Genomic DNA, 20,929 nt, shown 5'->3' on the forward strand with positions numbered 1-20,929 from the left:
AAGTATCGCTTTCCAATTTATGTGGGTATTTATGCTATTTAACGACAAAAAACACTCTTTTGAGTGTTTTTTGTCAACATATTTACAAAATTATAGCAATTAAACCGCCTGATCCTTCGTTAATAATTCGGCCAAGCGTCTCTTGCAGTTTATAACGAGCATTGTCCGGCATCTGGGCAAGTTTCCCTTGAATCCCCTCACGAACAATCGAATGAAGCGATCTTCCGAATATATCGGACTCCCATATTTTAAGCGGATTATCTTCGAAATCCTGCATGAGATAGCGGACGAGTTCCTCACTTTGCTTCTCTGTACCGATAATTGGCGAGAACTCCGACTCTACATCCACACGAATCATATGAATAGACGGTGCTGTAGCCCGCAAACGGACACCGAACCTTGATCCTTGACGGATTAACTCCGGCTCATCCAAAGCCATCTCAGCGAGCGTCGGAGGCGCTATGCCGTAGCCTGTCGTTTTCACCATTTCGAGTGCCTCGGCGAATTGATCATATTCTCGTTTCGCATGCGTGAAATCCTGCATGAGCTGAAGCAGATGATCTTTGCCGCGAATTTCTACCCCGACAACTTCGACCAGAATGCGGTCATAAAGCTCATCAGGCGCAAACAAGTCAATCTCAGCTACACCCTGCCCCATATTAAGTCCGGCCAAAGCCGCTTTATCAATGAACTCATAATCGCCGAATTGACTGACGACACGATCAACGTCGCGCAGACGTCTAATATCTTGAACCGTATCACGTACGGAAGCCTCGAATTGAGTCCGCAGCCAATGATTCTCGTCCAGAACCATCACCCAGCTTGGTAAGTTCACGTTCACTTCATGAACAGGGAACTCGTAAAGCACTTCGCGCAGCACAGAGACCATTTCCTCTTCGCCTGCGCTTGCTACACTCATTGTCACAACAGGGACGTCATAGCGACTTTGCAGCTCGCTGCGCAGCTCAAGAGCAGGCTCACTATTCGGTTTCTGTGAGTTAATGATGACAATGAAAGGTTTGCCTACTTCTTTCAGCTCATTAATGACTCTTTCTTCTGCCAACACGTACGAAGACCTCGGAATATCAGAAATCGTACCATCGGTAGTTACAACAACACCGAGAGTCGAATGCTCCTGAATGACCTTGCGAGTTCCGATTTCGGCCGCTTCCTGGAATGGAATCGGTTCATCGAACCAAGGTGTATTAATCATCCTCGGTCCATTCTCGTCTTCATAGCCTTTGGCGCCATCGACTGCGTAACCTACACAATCAACAAGGCGAACATTCACATTCAGCCCTTCGGCCACCGAAATTTGGACCGCCGTATTCGGTACGAATTTCGGCTCCGTTGTCATAATCGTACGGCCAGCAGCGCTCTGCGGGAGTTCATCGGTAGCCCGGATCCTATCCGCTTCACTTTGAATGTTAGGAAGCACTACAGATTCCACAAAACGCTTAATAAAGGTTGATTTTCCTGTCCGGACCGCTCCGACAACCCCCAGGTAAATGTCCCCTCCCGTTCGTTCTGCAATGTCCTTAAAGATATCCACTTTCTCCAAGAGAATCCCTCCTACAGTTTGGTCGTCAACTGACTTTTGTGACGGTAACAATTGACTACTCGTACATTCATTTGGACTAGTAAGAAATATATGTACTTTCGATAGAAATATGATAGATGCGTATAATCTTTTTTTTGCCGCTCATATTTTATGAAGCACATACGGCTTTCCTTATAGAACCATATTCTAGGGACCTCGATGCTAGATCAAAGTCTCACCACATTGAAAAAATATATGATTGATTTGTAGAGGTTATTCTGAAAATATAAAAAAACCTCTTACAGATTTCTGCAAGAGGTTTGCGTCTATTGTTTATTCTGAGGCATTGGCTGATTATTTTGCCATAAATACGGGTTGCTGCGTATAGGCACGAAATACGATTTATTTACGAGAATCTCTCGCAAATCCTGATCGGATTTCAAAGAGCTTCCTAACGAATTGCTTTGGATTAGCTGCATAATGTCCATCGCATAATCAATCGCCACATCACCCGTTTGCTTGTTCACCAAATAGGATATGAAATTTTGGCGATTGTAAACGGACTTGATCTCGGGAGCTTTCATGCCAAGCTTATCAAAATCAACGTAGTCGAAAGCTTCATTAATAGCAATGCCCGGAGGCAGGTTACCATCATGCTTCACTTTATAGTCATTAATCTTCTTCTGGACGTCCTCCACACTTTGATAAGCAGATATATCCATCAACTTAACCACTGGCTTTGTTTCCACATCGACCAGCACGTAGATAAATATGCCGCCGCTTTCGAACGCATTTGCCGGAACCGTACTCAACAGGTTGGTTTTTTTCAATTTACCAAAATCGATCACATATTTCTCATAAAGGGGTGTAGTCATCTCACTATTCTTTATCGGAAGAACGCCGTTCTTCTCGTGGTAGAGATCTATAGCCTGCTGAACAACGGTAATAAACTCAGCTGGATTCATTTGATTCTCTTTCCGCATTTCCTTAGGGTAAGCACAACCACTGAGAAGCAGAACTAAACAAAGAATGATACCTACCCATCTACCGTGTAAAAGGTTTCGAGCTATTTTCACGACATACTCATCCTATCTTTTTTCTAAAATAAATCGTCATCCTCCGCCTGCCTCGCTAGTTGGGCACGTATGGCTGCCTTAAGAGGATCTTCTGGCACCGTTACCTGTACAGTGCCATTCACACGAGCCTGACAAGCAAGTCGAAAGCCCTCGTCAGCCTGAGTGCCTAGCTTTAGCCGCTCATTCACATTCATTGGTGCAAGGCCACTAGGATCACTAACCTTGACCTTACACATAAGGCAAGCCGCCTTGCCATCACAACGGGTACGTATGTGAACTTTAGCTTTGCGTCCTGCATCCAGCAAGGTCGTTCCCGGTCGAACGCTTATTTTTTTGTCATCAGGCCAAAAATGTACTTCTGATCCACTCATCGTGTCCACCTTCTGATAGGCTATCTTCCTGCTATTTGTTTGAATCTATCAGCCGCTCCAATTTCCGCTCAAACTCGCTGCCCCAGCGATTTCGTTGCATTAAATCGCTTAGCGCCTGCATGTGCAGCTCTGGAAAAGCTTTTATTGTTTTCGCAATAGCCTCATAACGATCAGGACGATTACGAAGTAAATTAAAGAGGAGTTCATGAGCTAACGGCATCAATTTAACTTCCTGTTCGTCGATCGTGACCGAATGGCTATGATTTTCCCAAAGATAAGAAGCTTCGACCTGGTAAAAAGAATGGAGGGCATTAACCCTAAAATCACCAACGACTTCCACAGCATTCCCACCGATATGATAATGACTTAGGATTGAAGCATATATGGGAGTTTCACTATAATTCGGTGCATCCACCGAATAATCTAATAAGGAAGTATGTACAGCATTTACATCGTTGTCATCTACATAAATGTCCAAATCTCTCGGACTTCTTCCAATTTCTACATGTTGTAAAAGCAGTCCGCAGCTTCCACCGATGAGCCATCGTACGTCTGGAACTTGCAATAATTGTGTATGGATGGTTGTAATCGTTGGCAGTAACGGCTCAAGCAGGACCAAGATGCCCACACCTTTCAGGCAGAAATTTTAGAAATAAGGTTTATGCGTAACGGAAATATCACCGGATTGCTTCACTACACACTGGCAAGCTAACCGATAGCCCTGCTCGATCTCCTCTGGCTCCAAACGGCTCTCTTCTTCATCTGAAGGCAGTGACAGCAGCTCCTGGCCTGAAGCTACATAACACCTGCATCTTGCGCAAGTGCCCCGTGTACACGAAAAGCCCCAATCCAAATCTTCTTTGAGAGCATGGTCCAGAATCGTTAATCCGGTAACTGACTCTATCGTTTTCTGCGTTTTGCGTGTTTTCAATTCTAACATCGATATCTCGCCTCCAGATTGCTAAAACAAAGATAGCAGCATGTAAAGTAAAATCGGAATAAATAGGAAAAAAGCAATGACGGATAACACAACACGAAGCACCCCTGTGGTTCGAGTTCTTGCGTAAGAAATTAATAATGACGCGACTACCATGAGTCCGATCGCCACGAATGATGCCCACATTTTGTCTAAACTTGACATAATCTTAACCCCTTATGTATGAAACATTCAAATTAATCATCAGTAAGTATAGCATAGGATGAGAAAAAAAGCATAAAGGGGAACTTTCTCCCCTTCATGCTTTTTATTTCTTGCCCATCATCATGTTCATTAATTGCTGCATATTATTGGAATCCAGTTTACTGCTTTTAACTGCCTGAACGATATCATTGATAGTCTCTTCAGATACCTTTACATTTACTAAACCTGAAACTTGTTTGATAAGTTGGCGAAGTTGAGTTTCACTTTGCAGAGTAGATTGGTTTACACCACTGGCTAACTTCTCAATATCTTTTGATGTAACGGATTTACCCGTTTTCTTTTTCACCACATTTAATACGTCTTTCGAGATATCCTTATTCGACAAATGTGCCGCCTCCCTATACCTATGGATGACTGGATCTTCTAAGGTATAGTATGAATGCGGTAAGGATGTGGTGTAGGCTATTTCAATACATTTGTTGCTGAGCCGCTGGCAACCTCTTCAATCTCATGGGTTCTAACGCGTCCCATCAAATCTTGCGCTGCTAACTGAGGCGATTTCCCTTCGAAGAGAACATTGTGCAGCTCAGCCGTAATCGGCATGGTGACGTCAAATCTGCGGCACAACTCATAAGCAGCCTTCGTTGTTTTCACGCCTTCTACGACCATTCCCATCTCTCTGAGCACGTCGTCCAAGGGGATGCCCTTCGCTAACTCATTGCCGGCACGCCAATTCCTGCTATGTTTACTTGTACAGGTCGCGATCAGATCGCCAATCCCTGCTAAGCCGGCAAATGTAAGCGGATTGGCTCCCATTGCGGTACCCAAACGAGCAATCTCGGCCAGTCCTCTCGTTACAAGAGCAGCCTTTGCGTTATCACCAAAGCCTAGACCATCTGTCAAACCAGCGCCAAGACCAATAATGTTCTTTAGCGCTCCCCCGACCTCTACGCCTGTAACATCTGGATTCGTATACACTCGAAAGTAAGAGTTAATTAGCAAATCCTGTGCAGCTTCTGCCGCTCCCAACTCTTGGGCCGCGACAACGACAGTGGTCGGGTATTTGCGAATAACTTCCTCGGCATGACTTGGACCGGAAAGGACGACAAGCCGTTTGGCATCCACGTCAGGAAGCTCATCGGCAAGAACTTCGGTCATTCGCTTTAGCGTCCCTATTTCAAAGCCTTTGGTCGCGTGAATGATTAATGCATCCTTTTTCAAAAAAGGACGCATACGTGACGCTACTTCGCGCATGCCGGATGAAGGTACGACCATTATGATCGCATCTGCATCCTCTACCGCTTCCTGCAGCGAGTTTGTCGCTACGATTAGCGGCGATAGCTCCACATCTTGAAGAAAACGGCTATTACGATGCTTTTCATTTATTTCTATTACCTGATCCTCATTACGAGTCCACAAAAGCACTTGTTTGCCATTATCCGCCAGTACCGAGGCAAGTGCCGTCCCCCAACTTCCAGCTACTAGGACCGATACTTTGTTTGACAAGGTTACCCCTCCTAAAAGTTTTGCTTTAGCAAAGCTAAGCCCTTTTCTGACCCAGCTTGTTCTCTTTGCCTTGAATGAGCTTCACAATATTCGTACGGTGACGCATAAAGGCAAACGCACACAGCAAGATGCTAATCCACAAAATAGGCAAAGGTCGGTCCATCCCCCAAATAAGGAAAGGTAAAAGTGCAGTTAGAATAAGGGAACCGAGCGATACGAATCTGGTGACCGCAATGATGACGATCGCTGTTAAACCAGCAATTAACGTCGGAATGAAGCAGAGCGTTGCCATAACACCGATGGTGGTTGCGATTCCTTTACCACCTCGGAAGCCGAAGTAAACCGGCCAATTATGCCCGACGATGGCTGCGAGACCACATAATACACGTATCCAGATGTCATCGGGTTCAGGAGCTGCCCATGTTCCAATCCACACGGCAGCAACTCCCTTCAAGGCATCCAGCAAGAGAACTGAGATGGCAGGCCCCTTGCCCAGAACACGAAGCGTATTTGTCGCCCCCGCATTGCCACTCCCATGCTTACGTATATCAATGCCTTTGAACCATTTTCCGAATAAATAACTAAAGCTTATGGAGCCTAATAAATAACCCGCTACAATTGTTATTATCGAAAGCAATGCACAACATCTCCTATTCTTTGTCCGATGATTTCCTACGGCTTAAGATACGAATCGGTGTTCCTTCAAAACCAAAGGCAGCACGAATCTTGTTATCCAAGTACCGTTCATATGAAAAGTGCATGAGCTCAGGCTCATTCACGAAGAGCACAAAGACAGGAGGCTTAACTGCAACTTGTGTCACATAGTTAATACGCAGGCGCTTACCTTTATCCGTAGGAGGCGGATTGTAGGCTACAGCATCCGAAACAACATCATTGAGAAGATGTGTTTGTACACGCAGGGAATGATTCTCCGCAACTTGAACAATAACAGGCAATAGCTTGTGCAAGCGCTGGGTCGTTTTGGCTGAAACAAATACAATTGGCGCGTAGCTTAAGAATAAGAAGTGATCACGAATGGTTTGTGTAAAATGCTGCATCGTTTTATCGTCTTTATCGACGATGTCCCATTTATTTACGACAATCACGATAGCTTTTCCTGCTTCATGCGCATAACCGGCAATATGCTTGTCCTGATCGATAATGCCCTCTTGACCATCGATAACGACGAGTATAACATCAGCACGCTCAATCGCTTTCATAGCACGCATGACACTATACTTTTCCGTGTTCTCGTAGACTTTACCCCGCTTACGCATTCCCGCCGTATCGATAATAACAAACTTTTGTCCATCCCGTTCAAAAGGCGTATCGATTGCATCGCGCGTCGTTCCTGCTACGTCACTTACGATGACCCTTTCTTCTCCAAGAATGGCATTCGTCATCGAAGATTTCCCCACATTCGGGCGACCGATTAGGGCAAATTTAATGACCTCTTCGCCGTATTCATCGTCTTTCTTATCAGGAAACAAATTGCAAACAACTTCAAGTAAATCGCCGATCCCGATACCGTGGGAACCTGAAATCCCAACCGGATCGCCGAAGCCTAAAGAATAGAACTCATAAATATCATCTTGACGCGCAAGGTTATCTACTTTGTTAACGGCAAGTACGACCGGCTTTTTGGAACGGAATAACAATTGGGCAACTTCTTCATCTGAAGGTGTTACGCCCGCTTTGGCATCTACCATAAAAACAATAACATCCGCCTCTTCAATAGCAAGCTCCGCTTGAATACGAACAGATTTGAGGATCGCATCCTCCCCATCAATTTCAATACCGCCTGTATCAATGACACTGAATGACGTATTAAGCCATTCACCTACACCGTATAATCGATCACGTGTAACACCCGGTTTATCTTCCACAATCGCAAGCCGATCGCCTACGATCCGATTGAAAATGGTGGACTTGCCGACATTGGGTCGGCCAACAATTGCAAGTACAGGTCTAGCCACTACTCATTCACTCCTTCGAATTCCATGATCAGCCATGGAAAAATACGCAACTTACATCATAACAAAAAAGACACGACTTGGCTAATCTCATTTGAGACTCCGCACGATACCATGCGGGCACACCAGCTAATTCAGGTATGCTTGACCAAAATCATCGTGCCATTTTTCAAATCGTGTGCACTAGCATCCAATATCTTTTCTAGAGAGAAAGAGACCTTCTGGAGGTCGTCTTCCTGATCCACCACAAAGATTGGAGCCCCTCCACCTATTCGTTCCTTCGTCAAGGTTACAATAGCAAGGATTTGCGACATCCTGATTTAGGCCTCCTTCTTTTTGTTTATCCCCGCTTCAGACGGCATGCGAACAGCACTTTCCAACACAGGTACCCGATGAAGTGCAATATACGTTTTCTCAACATCTTTCTCCTGAAGGAGGAGCAGAACGGCTAATGTGCCTGTATTCATATCCAGCTTAGCCATCGGAAGCAGTGAAGGCTCCCCTTCATCTCGATAAGCACCGAATAAAGTTGAAATGTCATGAAGAATAGCTTGTCTTTGGCCTAAATGAGCTAACGTCACGCGGGCATTGCGATTTTTGGGTTTAATTAAGAAACCAAGCCCGTGTTCTAGTATTTTGTCACGGCTGTCAGTGAGTCCAACGTTCATGATATATACCGAGCCAACGAACAGATCCGGGCCATCCATCCGAATATCGGCAGGCTCGATGTCTGCTATTTTCGCTAGTTTGTTACCAGATTTAAAATAGTTAGCAATCCAAATGGACACTATACCCGCAACGATTCCCCAGTACCAAGCAAACAAAATACTGAATAAAGAAGCAAGAAATGCTGAGAAAATAACAAGATAATTTCTTCCCTCGAACACCATCGCTATTCCTTCAATATATGCCGCCCCTCTTGGAACTAATTCTAATTCATCAACCTTGGATAGACTTTGTCTTTCCATATTGCGCACATCACGAAACTGTTGAGCGGCTAGCGATAAGAAAGTCACTGCCGTATAGTTTTTGTCCAGCAAAGCTGGGACAGCCACGGCTCCTAGTCCAGCTGCTATGACACCAAGGGAGATATGTATAATCTTACCATGAGGATAGGTCGGATACTGCCTATAATCCGTTCTCAGCATATTCAGACGTGCCAGAATACCAAAAATTACCCCCACAACGATACCTATCGTATAACGGTGCGAATAGAACCAATCCATTACTTCTTCCAGCCTCCTCTTCGGTTCATCCAGCTGCGTATGATACTTCGACAGCCGTTATAAGCGGATTGAAGGATGATGGTCATCGTTCTTGCCGCAAAAACAGATAGCCACCATTGGTCTTGAAAAGTCGCCTTACCGACTTGATGGTAACCATTTACCGGATGAATTCCCGCTTGATACATATCTCCTAATAAGTAGCCAATCGAGAGTGCTGCGATCTGCTCCCATGCACTGCGCTGTAATACGAGAACTACAACGGCAAGCAATAAAGCTGTATCCCACTCCGAGTTACGAACGATAAGTATGGGATCCATCTCAAGCAGCTGATGCAGCAAGAAATGAAGAGAACCTAATAAAAGGCCGATGGAAAGTAAATGAAGCTTATGTATGAACCCTTTTGTCTTATAAAGAATTCCTAGACTAATGAGCAGAACCCAAACATAAACGAGCCCTACTTGAATATGCTGAATCGTTACGGTAAACCTGGAAAAGACAATCCATGAGGCAAAAAAAAGAAGCATGCCCTTGTGCGATATACTTCTGATGTACAGTTCTTTCCATCCGCTGGCAAATAAGATCAACGTGATACAAAGGAGAATTAGAGACAAATAACCGGCGTTCATAATCGGACCACCCTACCATGCATAGGCGATCAGGTGACATATGCCACCGACCTGCCTGCGGATCTTCAGGCTTCCACTCCCACACAACGAGGGAAGCGCCGCCTGATCTATAGTATGGCAATATTTCGATTATTTACTCCGATTGGCTCTTTCTGCATATGAAGTTAAATTAATCCCTCTTGTTTGGCACCATTCTGCCGTTTCGCCCATGATGACAACTGGACAATTCCCCAAAGCCTGAATCGTATTAGCTCCTAGCGCAGTCATAATAAGAATAAGTCCTTGATGTAGCTCATCAGCAAAATGGTGGAGCTCATCGACACCCTCGCTGCGCAAAACCCTCAGGAATGCGCCTGCCATGCCAACCGCTGATGCTCCGAGCGTCAACGCTTTGGCCGCTTCTAAAGCGTTCGTAATGCCGCCAGAAGCAATAACTCCGCCTCGCGGATAAACCGAGAGCGCCTCTAGTAAGGAGATGCTGGTTGGCGTGCCCCAATCGTTCAACCACTCCAAAGCCGCTGGACGTCTGGCATTCTCTATAGCGGCGAAATTCGTGCCGCCCGAGCCGCCGACATCTAAAAAGCGGACGCCGATGCTCTGCAATTGTTTGGCGTTATCCTTCAGGATTCCAAAGCCAACTTCCTTCACGATGACGGGTACCTGTACATGCCGAACAATCGCCTCAATGCGCCCGAGCATGCCCACAAAGCTGCGATCCCCTTCCGGCATAATGAGCTCCTGCATCACATTCAGATGAATTTGAAGCGCATCCGCTTCAATCATATCGACAGCACGGACAGCTTGCTCGGTGGTTGCCTCGCTTCCCAAATTCGCGAATACGATCCCTTTGGGATTTTCGCGGCGAACAACTTGATAGCTCGAAGCAACCTCACTGTTTTTAATTGCTGACATCTGAGATCCAACAGCCATAGCCATGCCCTTTTCCCTTGCCAAGATGGCCAATTCACGATTAATGCTTTCCGTCTCCTGAGCGCCGCCCGTCATTGCATTAATTAAAATCGGCGAACTCATAATGAGATCGCCGATTTCCGTAGTTAATGCTATATGATCCGTCGAAGTCTCAGGTAGACAGTTATGCACAAGCTTGATATCCGACAGCCCTTGCTGCCGCGATTGACCAAGCTCCAGCGCGTAATGGACATGCTCCATTTTGCGTGAGATGCGCATTCTTATGGTCCCCCTAAGCGTCGTATCATTTACTTTTTGAATTTGGAAAGTTTATCGCCAAAACGCTCGCCAAGTGTCATGGACAGACCTTGATTGCTCAAGGACACGTTCTCATTGCCAGCAATCTCTTTTTGGTGACTTGCGCTGTTTCCGCGGTCACGATCGCCTCTTGGTTGTCTTTCTCTCTCTGGTTTACCAGCAGAAGGAGCCGCTGCACCAGCAGGAGCTGCTGGAGCTTCTTCAGTGTCTTTAATACTCAAGCTAACGCGTTTCTCAGCCGTATTGATTTCCAAGATTTTCACTTGAACTTCTTGGCCTTCTTTCAATACTTCATGCGGAGTACCGATGTGACGGTGAGCAATTTGGGAAATATGCACAAGACCTTCAACACCAGGAGCCACTTCAACGAATGCGCCGAAAGCTGCAAGACGTTTCACTGTACCTGTTACGATATCGCCAGCTTTGAAATCATTCTCCACATTGGACCATGGACCTGCTTGTGTAGCTTTGATGCTTAAGCTGATTTTATCATTGGAAGGATCAAGCTTAAGGATTTGCACCTTCACTTTATCGCCTTCTTTGACAACATCAGAAGCTTGTTCTACATGGTGCCAAGCTAGCTCGGAGATGTGTACAAGTCCATCGATACCACCGATATCAATAAACGCACCGAATTGTGTCAAGCGTTGAACAGTACCTTCCAGTACTTGACCCACTTGAAGACCTTCGATGATTTTCTTTTTGTTAGCTTCGAATTCTTCATCTAGAACATCTTTTTGAGAAAGGATCACTTTGTTTTTCTCGCGATCAATTTCTTTTACACGAAGGCGCAATGTGCGGCCTTTGTAAGAGGAGAAATCTTCAACGAATTGACGCTCAACCATGGAAGCAGGTACGAATCCACGAACGCCGATATCCACAACAAGGCCACCTTTTACAACTTCAGTTACAGCAGCTTCAATGATTTCTTTGCTATCCAGTTGACCTTGCAGTGACTCCCATACTTTGCTGTTGTCAACAACACGTTTGGAAAGAACCAAAGTTTCTTTCGCATCGTTGATTGAAACAACTTTCAGTTCAACTTCTTGTCCAAGCAAAGTTGCTTCCGCATCGGAAGACAGCTCGCGAACAGGGATAACACCATCGTATTTGTAACCGATATCCACGAAGGCTTGATCTGCGTCTACCTTAACAATTTTACCTTTAACGGTAGCGCCTTTCTTCAGCACAGCAACGTTGTTAAGAGCGTGCTCAGCTTCTGCTTGCGATACGGCTGATTCTTGTACTTCTTGCGTTTGATCTTCAACTTTTACTTCATCTGACATGGGATTACCCTCCTCTAATTACAACCAACAATAAATAATTTATAAGTCACAAAGCAGTATTGAAAGCTTCTACTCTGTTTCAAACAAAACAATAACTACCATTCGCTTTAAAGATAGTATAATTCCAAGCTTTCGATTCCATACATCTTTGTTAACCTTTGCTATAAGCAGTATGTAATCGGCGAATTTCTTTCATAATAGCTTCCGTTGCCTGCTCCAAATCTTCGGAGCTTGCACCCGCATAAGCACTTAGGTCAAGCGGTTTTCCATATACAATTGTCATGCGGCGGAATAAGGAATAATTGCCTATAATAGCCACAGGAACTACGGCAGCTCCAGATTTAAGTGCAAGACTGGCTGCGCCCTTCTTGCCCATCCCTCCGGCGTTGTTCCGCGATCCTTCTGGGAAAACGCCCAACATGTTACCATCGCGAAGCAATTGTACCGCAAGTCGGATCGATTCTCTGCTAACGCCACCGCGTTTGACAGGGAAAGCACCTACTTTAGAAATAATGGAACCCAACACAGGGATATCAAACAGTTCGGCCTTCGCCATGAAATGAACCATACGCTTAAGCGGAGTTCCTAACAAAGGCGGATCCAACAAACTGGTATGATTCCCGCAAAGCACAACCGCTCCATGTGTAGGAACATTCTCCATTCCTAAAGCCTGCATACGGAAAAACAAAGTAAATACAAAACGAAATAAAGCCCTGCCGATGCGATAAAGCATCTTATTTGCCACCTCCGACTTTGTCTTTGCAAAGCCCAAGGATTTCGTCCACAACTTCCTCAATGGTCATTGAAGTACTGTCCATTAATACTGCATCGTGAGCTCGTCTAAGCGGTGAAATCTCTCTATCCTGGTCCAGTTGATCGCGCCTAGCAATGTCCTGTTCAAGTTCAGAGAGCGTAAGGGTGCAAGTCCCGCTGGTTTGCATCTCTTTGAATCGACGCTCTGCTCTTTCCTTTACGCTAGCTGTCAGAAATACTTTGAGCTCGGCATCAGGCATAACATGAGTACCGATGTCACGGCCATCCATGACTACGCCTTTGGTTATGGCCATTTGCTTCTGAAGAGTTACCAGGAGCTGGCGTATAGCTCCGTAGCTAGCGATTTGGGAGACATGATCCGTTATGGCTGTCGTACGAATTTCTTTGGTCACATCGACGCCATCCACGATAACCTGTTGTCCCTCCTCGCGAGGAATGAGCTCAATCTTCATGCGATTCGCCAAGGCAGCCACTTCTAGTTCTTGATCAGGTAGCAGCCCTTCTTGTTGTACTTTCCACGTTACTGCCCGATACATGGCTCCTGTATCCACGTAAACGAAACCAAGTGCCCTAGCTACTAGCCGCGCAATGGTGCTTTTACCGGCTCCAGCAGGACCATCAATGGCAATATTGAACTTTTCCAAGCTGCTGTTCCTCCCAACAATACCTTACAGTACCTTACGAACAAAAAAGCAGGCACTGCCTGCTAATTAATTGAAATTATAGCACATTAAAAAGGCATATGCAAAACTTGGACGCATATTAGATTGCGTTAAGTCGTACCTAAGAGCGCTCTTCCTTCCCATTTTGAGGCCATATGTAGGGCTTTCCCTCAAGTGGTTCAACACGTGTAAAATGCTTTCGTATGTAGGGAATTTGAAGCATTGCTTGAACACAAATAAGTACAACGAAAAATACGAGCGTTGTCCGAATGATCACCTTTTCTACTTTCGCAGAAAATAGGACAAACAGCTGCTCGTATGACTTATGGTCCTGATCCCTTGACATGAGATGCCTCACCTGCTCACATTGACATATTGTTTGGTAGTATGCCCATGCAGGTGAAATCTCATGCTTACAAGCGGAGAGACTTTTGACGTAGTCAAAAGATCCCAATATTATCGTTTACGGAAATCCATTTGTCGCTCGAAGCAAAAGCGAATAAGTTTCTGACGTTCACGATCGGCTATATCCGTAAATCTAATCATAGCCAATTGCTTGCCAGACTCTAGCTGTTTAACGCGGACAACCTCGCCAATAAACGGAATATGTTCAATATTACCATTCTTGAATGGAGCTAGAACCCAACAAGAGATAATGGCATTCATTCCGATTGGGATATGTCCCTCACAGATAAACGAAATCCCGCCACCGCCGACATCGTCTGTCACACCAATGAATTGAATTTGATCTGACAATTTAACGGCAATTTCAAGCTCTGCGAGTACCCTTAGAAAACTTCTGCGTTGAACTTGCGTAATGGCTTCGGGCTCTGGTTTACGCAGTTCCACTAAGCGAATCACGTCTTCTCTGAAACCAGTAACGGAAGTTGTGAAGTAGTGCTTCACTCCGCCTTGACCTAAAAAGAATGTGCTTAATTCATCACCTTGATAAAGCTTCTTGAGTCGGCCTGTTTTCTCATTTAGCGGAACCTCAATGGCAATCACACTATCCGTAACGTCAGCAATTCTCGACTTGTACTCAATTTTGGATTCTTCATCGTCGATGCTATTCACTTGCATATGTAAGATCTGGTTGACTTTAGGAAGCAATTTCTGCACCTCCGAGACGTAATATATCTTAATTATACCAATGACCTATTAATTATGATAGCAAAAAAAAGAAGCTAGGATTGAACCCGCTTCTTCTCGATGATTATTTCTTTGCGGCAGCTGCTGCTTCTGCCTGTTCAGGGCGAATGGTCTCAATTTTCTCTTCCATTCCATTCTCACTATTCATATAAACACGATATATGTTATTGTTCATTTTCCCAATAAATTCATGGCAAAGCACTTCTTCGTCTAATTCATTTTTGATAATCGCCAAAGACTCGCCAGTCACTTCCATTTTCGGGCTAAGCTGCTTACGTGCTTCGGCTGCAGACATTTTGGGCTGACCAATCGCGCGTTGTTTCTGACCAAATATATAATCTGTTGCCTGCACACCAATGACTTCTAGCGTGTCCAAAGCTACTTTAACACTAACCTGCTGTGGATAAATCGTAACATCCTTTTCTCGCTTAGCGAAAATGATGTTAGCGATATTTTGATATTGATCATAGCTAACTGCGCTCATATCTTTATATTCATGTTGATCTAAGAACTCATTAGCAATATCCCGCGCATGTCTAAGATCAAACTTGGATTCTTTTACAGTTCGCGGCTTCATAAAATAAATGAGATGGCCGCCTTTTTTGGTGTAATCCATCTGAATATCATTTTCACTGCCGTTTCCGCCTGGAACCACTACGCTAAAGCTTTGAAATTCTGGCGCACTGCTGCCATTCTCAACTACTTTCATCGCGCTCGTATCACTCTGTCCCAGAAATTGCGCTGCTTTTTGCTTAATTTGATCTGCCGTCATGTCATTCCCTGACAAAACGCTACCATCATTTTTTGAAAAAATACTTAAATTCCCCGGTCCCCAGTTTAGTTCCTCATAGGCTCCAACTTTTTTGTCAACGGTTGAAAAGCCATCAATGATCGCATTATCATGTGGTTCATTTTTAGAAGCTAGGGCGACCTCGACGTCCATCCATCGCAAGTTTTTAGACAAAACCTTTTCCTGAACACCGCGAATTTCCTTCGTTATCTCGGAGGAATGATCGTAGAGAGCGTTTAACGTTTTTATTTCTTGCTCATTTAGAGGCTGTTTCGTCATGTCACGTACGGACATTCGGTATGAGAAATTAGCCATATTAGCTAAGAAATCTTCGGTTTTGTTGAACGGCAGCAGGGTTAGCGGGAGCTGCGTAATATCGCTTTGCGCTTGACTCGTTAGCCGCCATACATTCACCAGTCCCTTTCGGTAAGATGGCTCCGAGGTTGCGTTAACAGCCAACGTATTACCAAGCTCTGTATGAAGCTTATCCACATGGAAAGAAAGATCATGGAAAGCACGTTGATACTGATTCTCCGCTTTGATCAAAATCGTATTCTTCTCCTGATGTTCCAAGTATCCCCACACTGAAGCACCAATCAAGGCAATCAAGAGGAATGGAAACATGACAATACTTAATCTTTTATACACGCGACTGCTCCTTTCATACCCAAACTTGCGCTTAGTTTTTACGTGAGGAGACAGGTTTATACAAGATTGGCAACAAAAAAAGGCCAATTCTTAAAAGAATGGCCTCCCGCTAATCTTCCGTCTCTACTTCAAAGTTTTGCTCATTGCTACAAATGCATTGACGGAATCCCGTTTCAATTTTCCCTTTTTCTTTTTTGCCTTTCAGCACAAACTTTTCACCGCATAGCCGACAGCGGATCTTTACTTTAACTCTTGTCGTGGACATATATACCCTCCCGGTCGTTCCGAGCTTACAACCTGAAATCGCCATCTATACTGTCCATTATGACCTATTTTAGCTCACTTTAATCTTCTCTTCTGCAGTCGCGATGCGAAGTGGGGAATGAGCATTCGCACGGTCGACCCGCCAAATTGTACGAATCCATAAAAAAGACATAACAGGAATCATGATCCAAATCCAGTTCGATTTGAATAAAAGCAAAATATAATCAAACAATCCATGCCACAAAATAGGCAGCAGCAACGAAATCCAAAGATACCTTCGCGCTTTGTGCGGAATGAATTTAGCTTTACCCAAGTAGTAACCCATCATGACACCGAACAAAGCATGCGCTGAAACAGGCAGCAGGGCGCGAATCATCAGTGCAGAGAATGATGAGGCATTCAGGAAAGCATAAATGATATTTTCCAATGTCGCATAACCTAAGCTTACGGCCACCGCATACACAATTCCATCATAGGGTTCATCAAAGGCTTCATGCCTAAAAATCAAATGATAGAGGACAAACCATTTCATAAACTCTTCAATGCCACCAGATAGAAAAAAGGCCGAGAAAAACGTACCTTTTCCAAACTCCTCTATCAACGCATTCTGCAGTACCATCGTAGGGTATACAAGCAGAACACCGAACAAAAACATTCGAATAACCAAATGAATCGGTTCAGTTTCATATCGGTCCTTCAAGTAAAAGTACGTTAGCAATGAGAGACCTGGTGCTATGGCTGCCATAATAATCGGCAGAATTTGCAAATGCAGCCCCCCCTTTTCGATCAATACCATGTAGAACCGCTAATTTATTCCATACATAATATGAACATTATAGTCATTTTCTAATGACTTTTCTATGTCTTATTCGGTAAACAATGCACGATCATTGTGGAAAATGAGTGGGATATTCCCTATTGTACCATTACGATTCTTCTTCAATACAAGCGATATGGACTGCGGTTGATCCTTTTCTGATTCATTAGGCTGCATAATCATGACCACATCTGCTGAAGCTTGGACATTGTAAGGCACGTTATCTTGGCCAAGCTCTAAAGCCGTAGCTGCGATAATAGGGCAATTCCATTCTCTGGACCATTGTTTAAGCGTATAGGCAATCGCAGCCTGCTGCTGCTCCCAAGTTAGTGGTGTTACCCCTTTAACTGCAGGAATACGCTGCAAATGATCAATGAAAATTACAGGTTCTTTGCCAACAACAGCCGCAATCCGTTCAATGGAAGCGGCTACTTGATCAAGCGTTGTATCCATCGTACATTCAAGCATCCAAAGCATTTTACTAATTTTCACATATTGCTTATTCGCTTCTGCAACCTGTTCAGGCTCAATTTTGCCCCCGAGCACTTTCTGTGGAGCTATGCCAATAATCCTTGCTATGCTGCGTGCCCATAGTTCGAAATTCGTCATATCCCATGACACAAAAATGACCGGATTCTGTTGAAAAGCAAGTTCATCGGCGATTTGTTTAAGCAGCATGCTTTTGCCAATAGAGCCAGAACCTGCTAATAAATACAAGCCATTCCCGAAGCCGCCGAAAAGTAAATGGTCCAGCTTAGCAAAGCCAGTGCGGATACTAGCGACTTGCCCGCGGAACCGTTTCATATATTCTTCTAAATAAACAGTGCTATTTTTAATATCCGGAGCTACAGGGACTAGCCTGGTTTCCTCAACGGTTTGATTCACTAATGCCAGAAAAGTCTCAACCGGATTCTGAGCTCGCATGAACAAATCGTTAATATCCCGAATTGTTTCGGGTAAATTAATAATATACGTCTCATTACCCTGTTCCCTTAATAAGGCTTCTATACGTGCAGAATCCCTTCTTCCGGTCTCATCATTCCCCAGGCAAATATAAACCCGTTTACCGGCAAATAATGATAAATGTTGTTCTTTAAATATACCGTTATCAGGTACACAAACAGCTGGCATTTTGGCCTGAGTTAAGGTTAGGACATCGAAAATCCCGTTGCAAAGAACAACTTCATCTGAATCTTCAAGTGCTGAATAATTAAATAGATACTGATCTAAACCATATAAGGGTTTATATTTCGGTTCTCTATTGTCTATCGAGCGTCCGATTAAGTCGACAATTTCGCCGTCGTAGTTCCGGATAGGAACAATAACTCTATGCTCGAAATAATCACCTAGCTGATTCTGATTAACATAGAATCCTATCTTGCCAATCTCAAAGCCGATACGGTACTGTATAACCGTTTCTTCTGTTATCCCTCTTTTTTGTAAATAGAAATAAGCCTCCTCGCGGAGCTGTTTTTGGTAATAGGCCAATAACCCGTCCAAATCAACAGCAGCCAGAGTAGGCGCCAGTCGTTTGAGATCTATGCTAGTCATCTAGGTCTCCCCCATTATCTCTTCGCTACGTTGATAAATGATCACAATTAACTAACAAAACAAGCATCCACAAAAACAATCGTTTTTGAAAATGCTTGTTTCATTCTACATTAAAAAGTAAGGAAGATGGCCTTATTTGAAATGACGGCAGAGTACCTTAACGGCATCATCTGCAATGATGGTCTTCCCATATTCTTCAAGCACAGCTTGTGTAACGGAAGCGGCTTCGCCAAATTCAGATAAGACTGCAATTAACGCTTGGTATTTCGTTTCTTCGAGGTCAACAGGCTCGAGTTGTAAAATATATTTCCCTTTGTAGGAATAAAGGGTACCGCCTTCCATGAGAAGGGGATTAATTACTTTGGATACACGCAGCAGGTCTTCAAAATCACGGAAAGCATAGGAGACTAAATCGCTTTGTTCAAGCGTTACTTCCATTTCATACACTTCTTCAGCTTCATGATCGTCATATGCATCTGAGTTTGCATATAAATCAAGCTTCCCTCTGGTTACAATTACAACCATTCCTTGTGCCGGAAGTGCAAACACCTCAACAGCAAGCGGGCCGGACGGGTCAAATCCGAGCTCTGAATAGGCTTGATCCATCATTTCACTAAATAATTCGTGTACTTTGGGAATTTCTCTCCACATGTCGTCCTTTTGAATACCGCGTTCAGTTAAGTCATCGAATGTTAGGAAAATCCGTATCTTATCCTGACTTAAGCGTTCTATTTTCATGATAGGATCCTCCTTTGAGCTTTCCGACTGGAAAGCTTGCATCGAAAGCATGGTCATCTTATTAAAACAGAATATGATAAAAAAACAAAAAGGTGAACCTTTGAGAACGAAATGGACACGCATCTTGCTTTCGTTTTCACCTATCATGTTAACATTAATTGCGTACAATTGCACGCGATAAGTTATGTATAAAAAGAAAAGCACAGCTGGCACCATGGGGATGCCGGACTGTGCTTCTACTTATGTTCATTGGATCGTCGACGAACTCTCTTTATTTTCACGCATGATTTCATTGACAGTTGCTTTTAAATGAGGATCTTCTTTCACAATTTTTTCAACTTGATTCAGGCCATTCGAGTTTGAAGTCGAGAAACTTTTAGCTGCCGAACTTCCAAATGATTTGTTCACAAACGAGTCCTTTGCTTTATCAACAACTTTACCCATCGACTCACTGGACGAGCTGAATGCTGAGAACAACATAGATTTACTCTTACGATTGAGATATATAACCGCTGCCGCACCGGCAATACCGCCGAGCAAAAATGTACCTATCTTCATTGGGTCTCCCTCCATGTCAAGTAGTATGATTCCTCCATAGGTTGTGCGAGTTTCTAAGAGGGCATACGTAAAGGATAGAGGAAAACAAAGGAGATAAGTTATCTGCGAAATGTGGTACTATAAGAATTGACCTATAAGTATAAAGACCTGAGGAGAACGAAGGATAATGAACAAAAAAGCCAGTGTACTAATGATGAGTGTCATGATCTTATTAGCAGCATGCAGTGCGAACCAGACAAGTCCAGTCGCAACAACTAGCTCTACACCGGTAGCAGTTGCCACTACAACACCGAGTCCTGCACCTTCTGCAACACCTGTACCAACTCCAACACCAACAACGACACCATCAGTTCCAGAAGCCGTCAAAAAAGAATATCATATGAACAAAAACTATGATATTGTACCAAACGATCCCAATGGAAACAAAAAGATCGTCCTTTTAACCTTTGATGACGGTCCTAAAGAACAAGCTATGAATCAGGCATTAATCGACATCCTAAAAAAACATAATGCCAAGGCAATCTTCTTCTTGAATGGATACCGTATCAAACAAAAGCCCGAACTTGTCAAACTCATTCATGACAGCGGTAATATCATTGGTAATCATGCCTGGGACCACGATAATTTGAAAAGCATGACAAATGAAAAGATTGACCAACAAGTGGATGATGTCCAAAAAATAGTAAAAGAATTAACCGGACAATCGCCTGTATTTTTCCGACCTCCTTTTGGTTCGGGCAATGACTATTTGAAAACCAAAATAAAAGACAATAAGATGCTTTATATGACATGGTCCAACGGTTCATTAGACTGGGATATGACCAATAAAAATAACGATTCCGGTAAAGTGATCGAAAACGTGATGAAACAATTGCATCCCGGCAGCAATATTTTGATGCACGAGCTGCCTTGGACAGTGAAAGCCTTAGATACTCTTCTTACCAAACTTGAGGAACAAGGATATTCATTCGTGGATCCGAATGCCATTGAGCTGGAAATGAAATGA

The 20,929-nt window shown here is 44.0% G+C and carries 26 protein-coding genes; 1 reads left to right on the forward strand and 25 read right to left on the reverse strand.

Going from position 1 to position 20,929, the window contains the following annotated elements:
• Positions 1 to 82 precede the first annotated feature (82 nt).
• From spoIVA to NYR53_RS20990, 25 genes are all read right to left on the reverse strand, one after another.
• A complete protein-coding gene (gene spoIVA / locus NYR53_RS20870) occupies positions 83 to 1,561 on the reverse strand; it encodes a stage IV sporulation protein A (protein WP_029193007.1) in 1,479 nt (492 codons plus the stop codon).
• 305 nt (positions 1,562 to 1,866) lie between these two features.
• Positions 1,867 to 2,616: a YphF family lipoprotein gene (locus tag NYR53_RS20875; protein ID WP_261301121.1), complete on the reverse strand. Its 750-nt coding sequence runs from the start codon at positions 2,614 to 2,616 to the stop codon at positions 1,867 to 1,869.
• A gap of 23 nt (positions 2,617 to 2,639) precedes the next feature.
• A complete protein-coding gene (locus NYR53_RS20880) occupies positions 2,640 to 2,987 on the reverse strand; it encodes a 2Fe-2S iron-sulfur cluster-binding protein (RefSeq protein ID WP_261301122.1) in 348 nt (115 codons plus the stop codon).
• Positions 2,988 to 3,018: 31 nt separating this feature from the next.
• A complete protein-coding gene (locus NYR53_RS20885; RefSeq protein ID WP_261301123.1) occupies positions 3,019 to 3,615 on the reverse strand; it encodes a nucleotidyltransferase family protein in 597 nt (198 codons plus the stop codon).
• A gap of 18 nt (positions 3,616 to 3,633) precedes the next feature.
• Positions 3,634 to 3,927, reverse strand: coding sequence for a 2Fe-2S iron-sulfur cluster-binding protein (locus NYR53_RS20890; protein WP_261301124.1), 294 nt, complete (start codon positions 3,925 to 3,927; stop codon positions 3,634 to 3,636).
• 21 nt (positions 3,928 to 3,948) lie between these two features.
• Positions 3,949 to 4,128, reverse strand: a complete 180-nt coding sequence (locus NYR53_RS20895) for a DUF2768 family protein (RefSeq protein WP_047674167.1) — start codon at positions 4,126 to 4,128, stop codon at positions 3,949 to 3,951.
• A 103-nt stretch (positions 4,129 to 4,231) separates the two neighbouring features.
• On the reverse strand, positions 4,232 to 4,513 hold the full coding sequence (locus tag NYR53_RS20900) for a stage VI sporulation protein F (protein ID WP_261301125.1): 282 nt from the start codon (positions 4,511 to 4,513) through the stop codon (positions 4,232 to 4,234).
• A gap of 77 nt (positions 4,514 to 4,590) precedes the next feature.
• Entirely contained in the window at positions 4,591 to 5,634 is a 1,044-nt protein-coding gene (locus tag NYR53_RS20905) for an NAD(P)H-dependent glycerol-3-phosphate dehydrogenase (RefSeq protein ID WP_261301126.1), read from the reverse strand.
• Between the two features lie 34 nt (positions 5,635 to 5,668).
• On the reverse strand, positions 5,669 to 6,271 hold the full coding sequence (gene plsY / locus NYR53_RS20910) for a glycerol-3-phosphate 1-O-acyltransferase PlsY (RefSeq protein ID WP_261301127.1): 603 nt from the start codon (positions 6,269 to 6,271) through the stop codon (positions 5,669 to 5,671).
• 13 nt (positions 6,272 to 6,284) lie between these two features.
• Positions 6,285 to 7,610 carry a ribosome biogenesis GTPase Der gene (gene der / locus NYR53_RS20915; RefSeq protein WP_261301128.1) on the reverse strand — a complete coding sequence of 442 codons (1,326 nt, stop codon included), beginning with the start codon at positions 7,608 to 7,610 and terminating at the stop codon, positions 6,285 to 6,287.
• 131 nt (positions 7,611 to 7,741) lie between these two features.
• Complete coding sequence (locus NYR53_RS20920; RefSeq protein ID WP_261301129.1) at positions 7,742 to 7,921, reverse strand: capping complex subunit for YIEGIA; 180 nt, start codon at positions 7,919 to 7,921, stop codon at positions 7,742 to 7,744.
• 6 nt (positions 7,922 to 7,927) lie between these two features.
• Positions 7,928 to 8,833, reverse strand: coding sequence for a YIEGIA family protein (locus tag NYR53_RS20925; protein ID WP_261301130.1), 906 nt, complete (start codon positions 8,831 to 8,833; stop codon positions 7,928 to 7,930).
• Positions 8,833 to 9,459: a YphA family membrane protein gene (locus NYR53_RS20930; protein ID WP_261301131.1), complete on the reverse strand. Its 627-nt coding sequence runs from the start codon at positions 9,457 to 9,459 to the stop codon at positions 8,833 to 8,835. Before NYR53_RS20930 ends, NYR53_RS20925 begins: the two co-directional genes overlap by 1 nt.
• A 129-nt stretch (positions 9,460 to 9,588) precedes the next feature.
• Positions 9,589 to 10,647 (reverse strand): type 2 isopentenyl-diphosphate Delta-isomerase, encoded by a 1,059-nt coding sequence (fni, locus tag NYR53_RS20935; RefSeq protein WP_261301132.1) that lies wholly within the window; start codon positions 10,645 to 10,647, stop codon positions 9,589 to 9,591.
• 29 nt (positions 10,648 to 10,676) lie between these two features.
• Entirely contained in the window at positions 10,677 to 11,972 is a 1,296-nt protein-coding gene (rpsA, locus tag NYR53_RS20940) for a 30S ribosomal protein S1 (protein ID WP_261301133.1), read from the reverse strand.
• A gap of 151 nt (positions 11,973 to 12,123) precedes the next feature.
• On the reverse strand, positions 12,124 to 12,705 hold the full coding sequence (locus tag NYR53_RS20945) for a lysophospholipid acyltransferase family protein (RefSeq protein ID WP_261301134.1): 582 nt from the start codon (positions 12,703 to 12,705) through the stop codon (positions 12,124 to 12,126).
• A 1-nt stretch (position 12,706) separates the two neighbouring features.
• The gene (cmk, locus tag NYR53_RS20950; protein WP_261301135.1) at positions 12,707 to 13,390 is read right to left on the reverse strand and encodes a (d)CMP kinase; all 684 of its coding nucleotides are present in this window, start codon (positions 13,388 to 13,390) and stop codon (positions 12,707 to 12,709) included.
• A 139-nt stretch (positions 13,391 to 13,529) separates the two neighbouring features.
• Complete coding sequence (locus NYR53_RS20955; RefSeq protein WP_261301136.1) at positions 13,530 to 13,754, reverse strand: hypothetical protein; 225 nt, start codon at positions 13,752 to 13,754, stop codon at positions 13,530 to 13,532.
• 110 nt (positions 13,755 to 13,864) lie between these two features.
• Positions 13,865 to 14,518 (reverse strand): flagellar brake protein, encoded by a 654-nt coding sequence (locus NYR53_RS20960; RefSeq protein WP_261301137.1) that lies wholly within the window; start codon positions 14,516 to 14,518, stop codon positions 13,865 to 13,867.
• A 103-nt stretch (positions 14,519 to 14,621) separates the two neighbouring features.
• Positions 14,622 to 15,995 carry a germination protein YpeB gene (gene ypeB, locus NYR53_RS20965; protein WP_261301138.1) on the reverse strand — a complete coding sequence of 458 codons (1,374 nt, stop codon included), beginning with the start codon at positions 15,993 to 15,995 and terminating at the stop codon, positions 14,622 to 14,624.
• A 109-nt stretch (positions 15,996 to 16,104) separates the two neighbouring features.
• Positions 16,105 to 16,260, reverse strand: coding sequence for a hypothetical protein (locus tag NYR53_RS20970; protein WP_261301139.1), 156 nt, complete (start codon positions 16,258 to 16,260; stop codon positions 16,105 to 16,107).
• A 69-nt stretch (positions 16,261 to 16,329) separates the two neighbouring features.
• A complete protein-coding gene (prsW, locus tag NYR53_RS20975; RefSeq protein ID WP_261301140.1) occupies positions 16,330 to 17,025 on the reverse strand; it encodes a glutamic-type intramembrane protease PrsW in 696 nt (231 codons plus the stop codon).
• 99 nt (positions 17,026 to 17,124) lie between these two features.
• Positions 17,125 to 18,627: a DnaB-like helicase C-terminal domain-containing protein gene (locus NYR53_RS20980; protein WP_261301141.1), complete on the reverse strand. Its 1,503-nt coding sequence runs from the start codon at positions 18,625 to 18,627 to the stop codon at positions 17,125 to 17,127.
• A 132-nt stretch (positions 18,628 to 18,759) separates the two neighbouring features.
• Positions 18,760 to 19,365, reverse strand: a complete 606-nt coding sequence (locus NYR53_RS20985; protein ID WP_047674131.1) for a genetic competence negative regulator — start codon at positions 19,363 to 19,365, stop codon at positions 18,760 to 18,762.
• 246 nt (positions 19,366 to 19,611) lie between these two features.
• On the reverse strand, positions 19,612 to 19,923 hold the full coding sequence (locus NYR53_RS20990) for a hypothetical protein (protein ID WP_261301142.1): 312 nt from the start codon (positions 19,921 to 19,923) through the stop codon (positions 19,612 to 19,614).
• 166 nt (positions 19,924 to 20,089) lie between these two features.
• On the opposite strand from NYR53_RS20990, the gene NYR53_RS20995 reads away from it, so the two are divergent.
• Positions 20,090 to 20,929: a polysaccharide deacetylase family protein gene (locus NYR53_RS20995; RefSeq protein ID WP_261301143.1), complete on the forward strand. Its 840-nt coding sequence runs from the start codon at positions 20,090 to 20,092 to the stop codon at positions 20,927 to 20,929.

Origin of the sequence: Paenibacillus andongensis, from assembly GCF_025369935.1 — a bacterium.
Classification (GTDB): domain Bacteria; phylum Bacillota; class Bacilli; order Paenibacillales; family NBRC-103111; genus Paenibacillus_E; species Paenibacillus_E andongensis.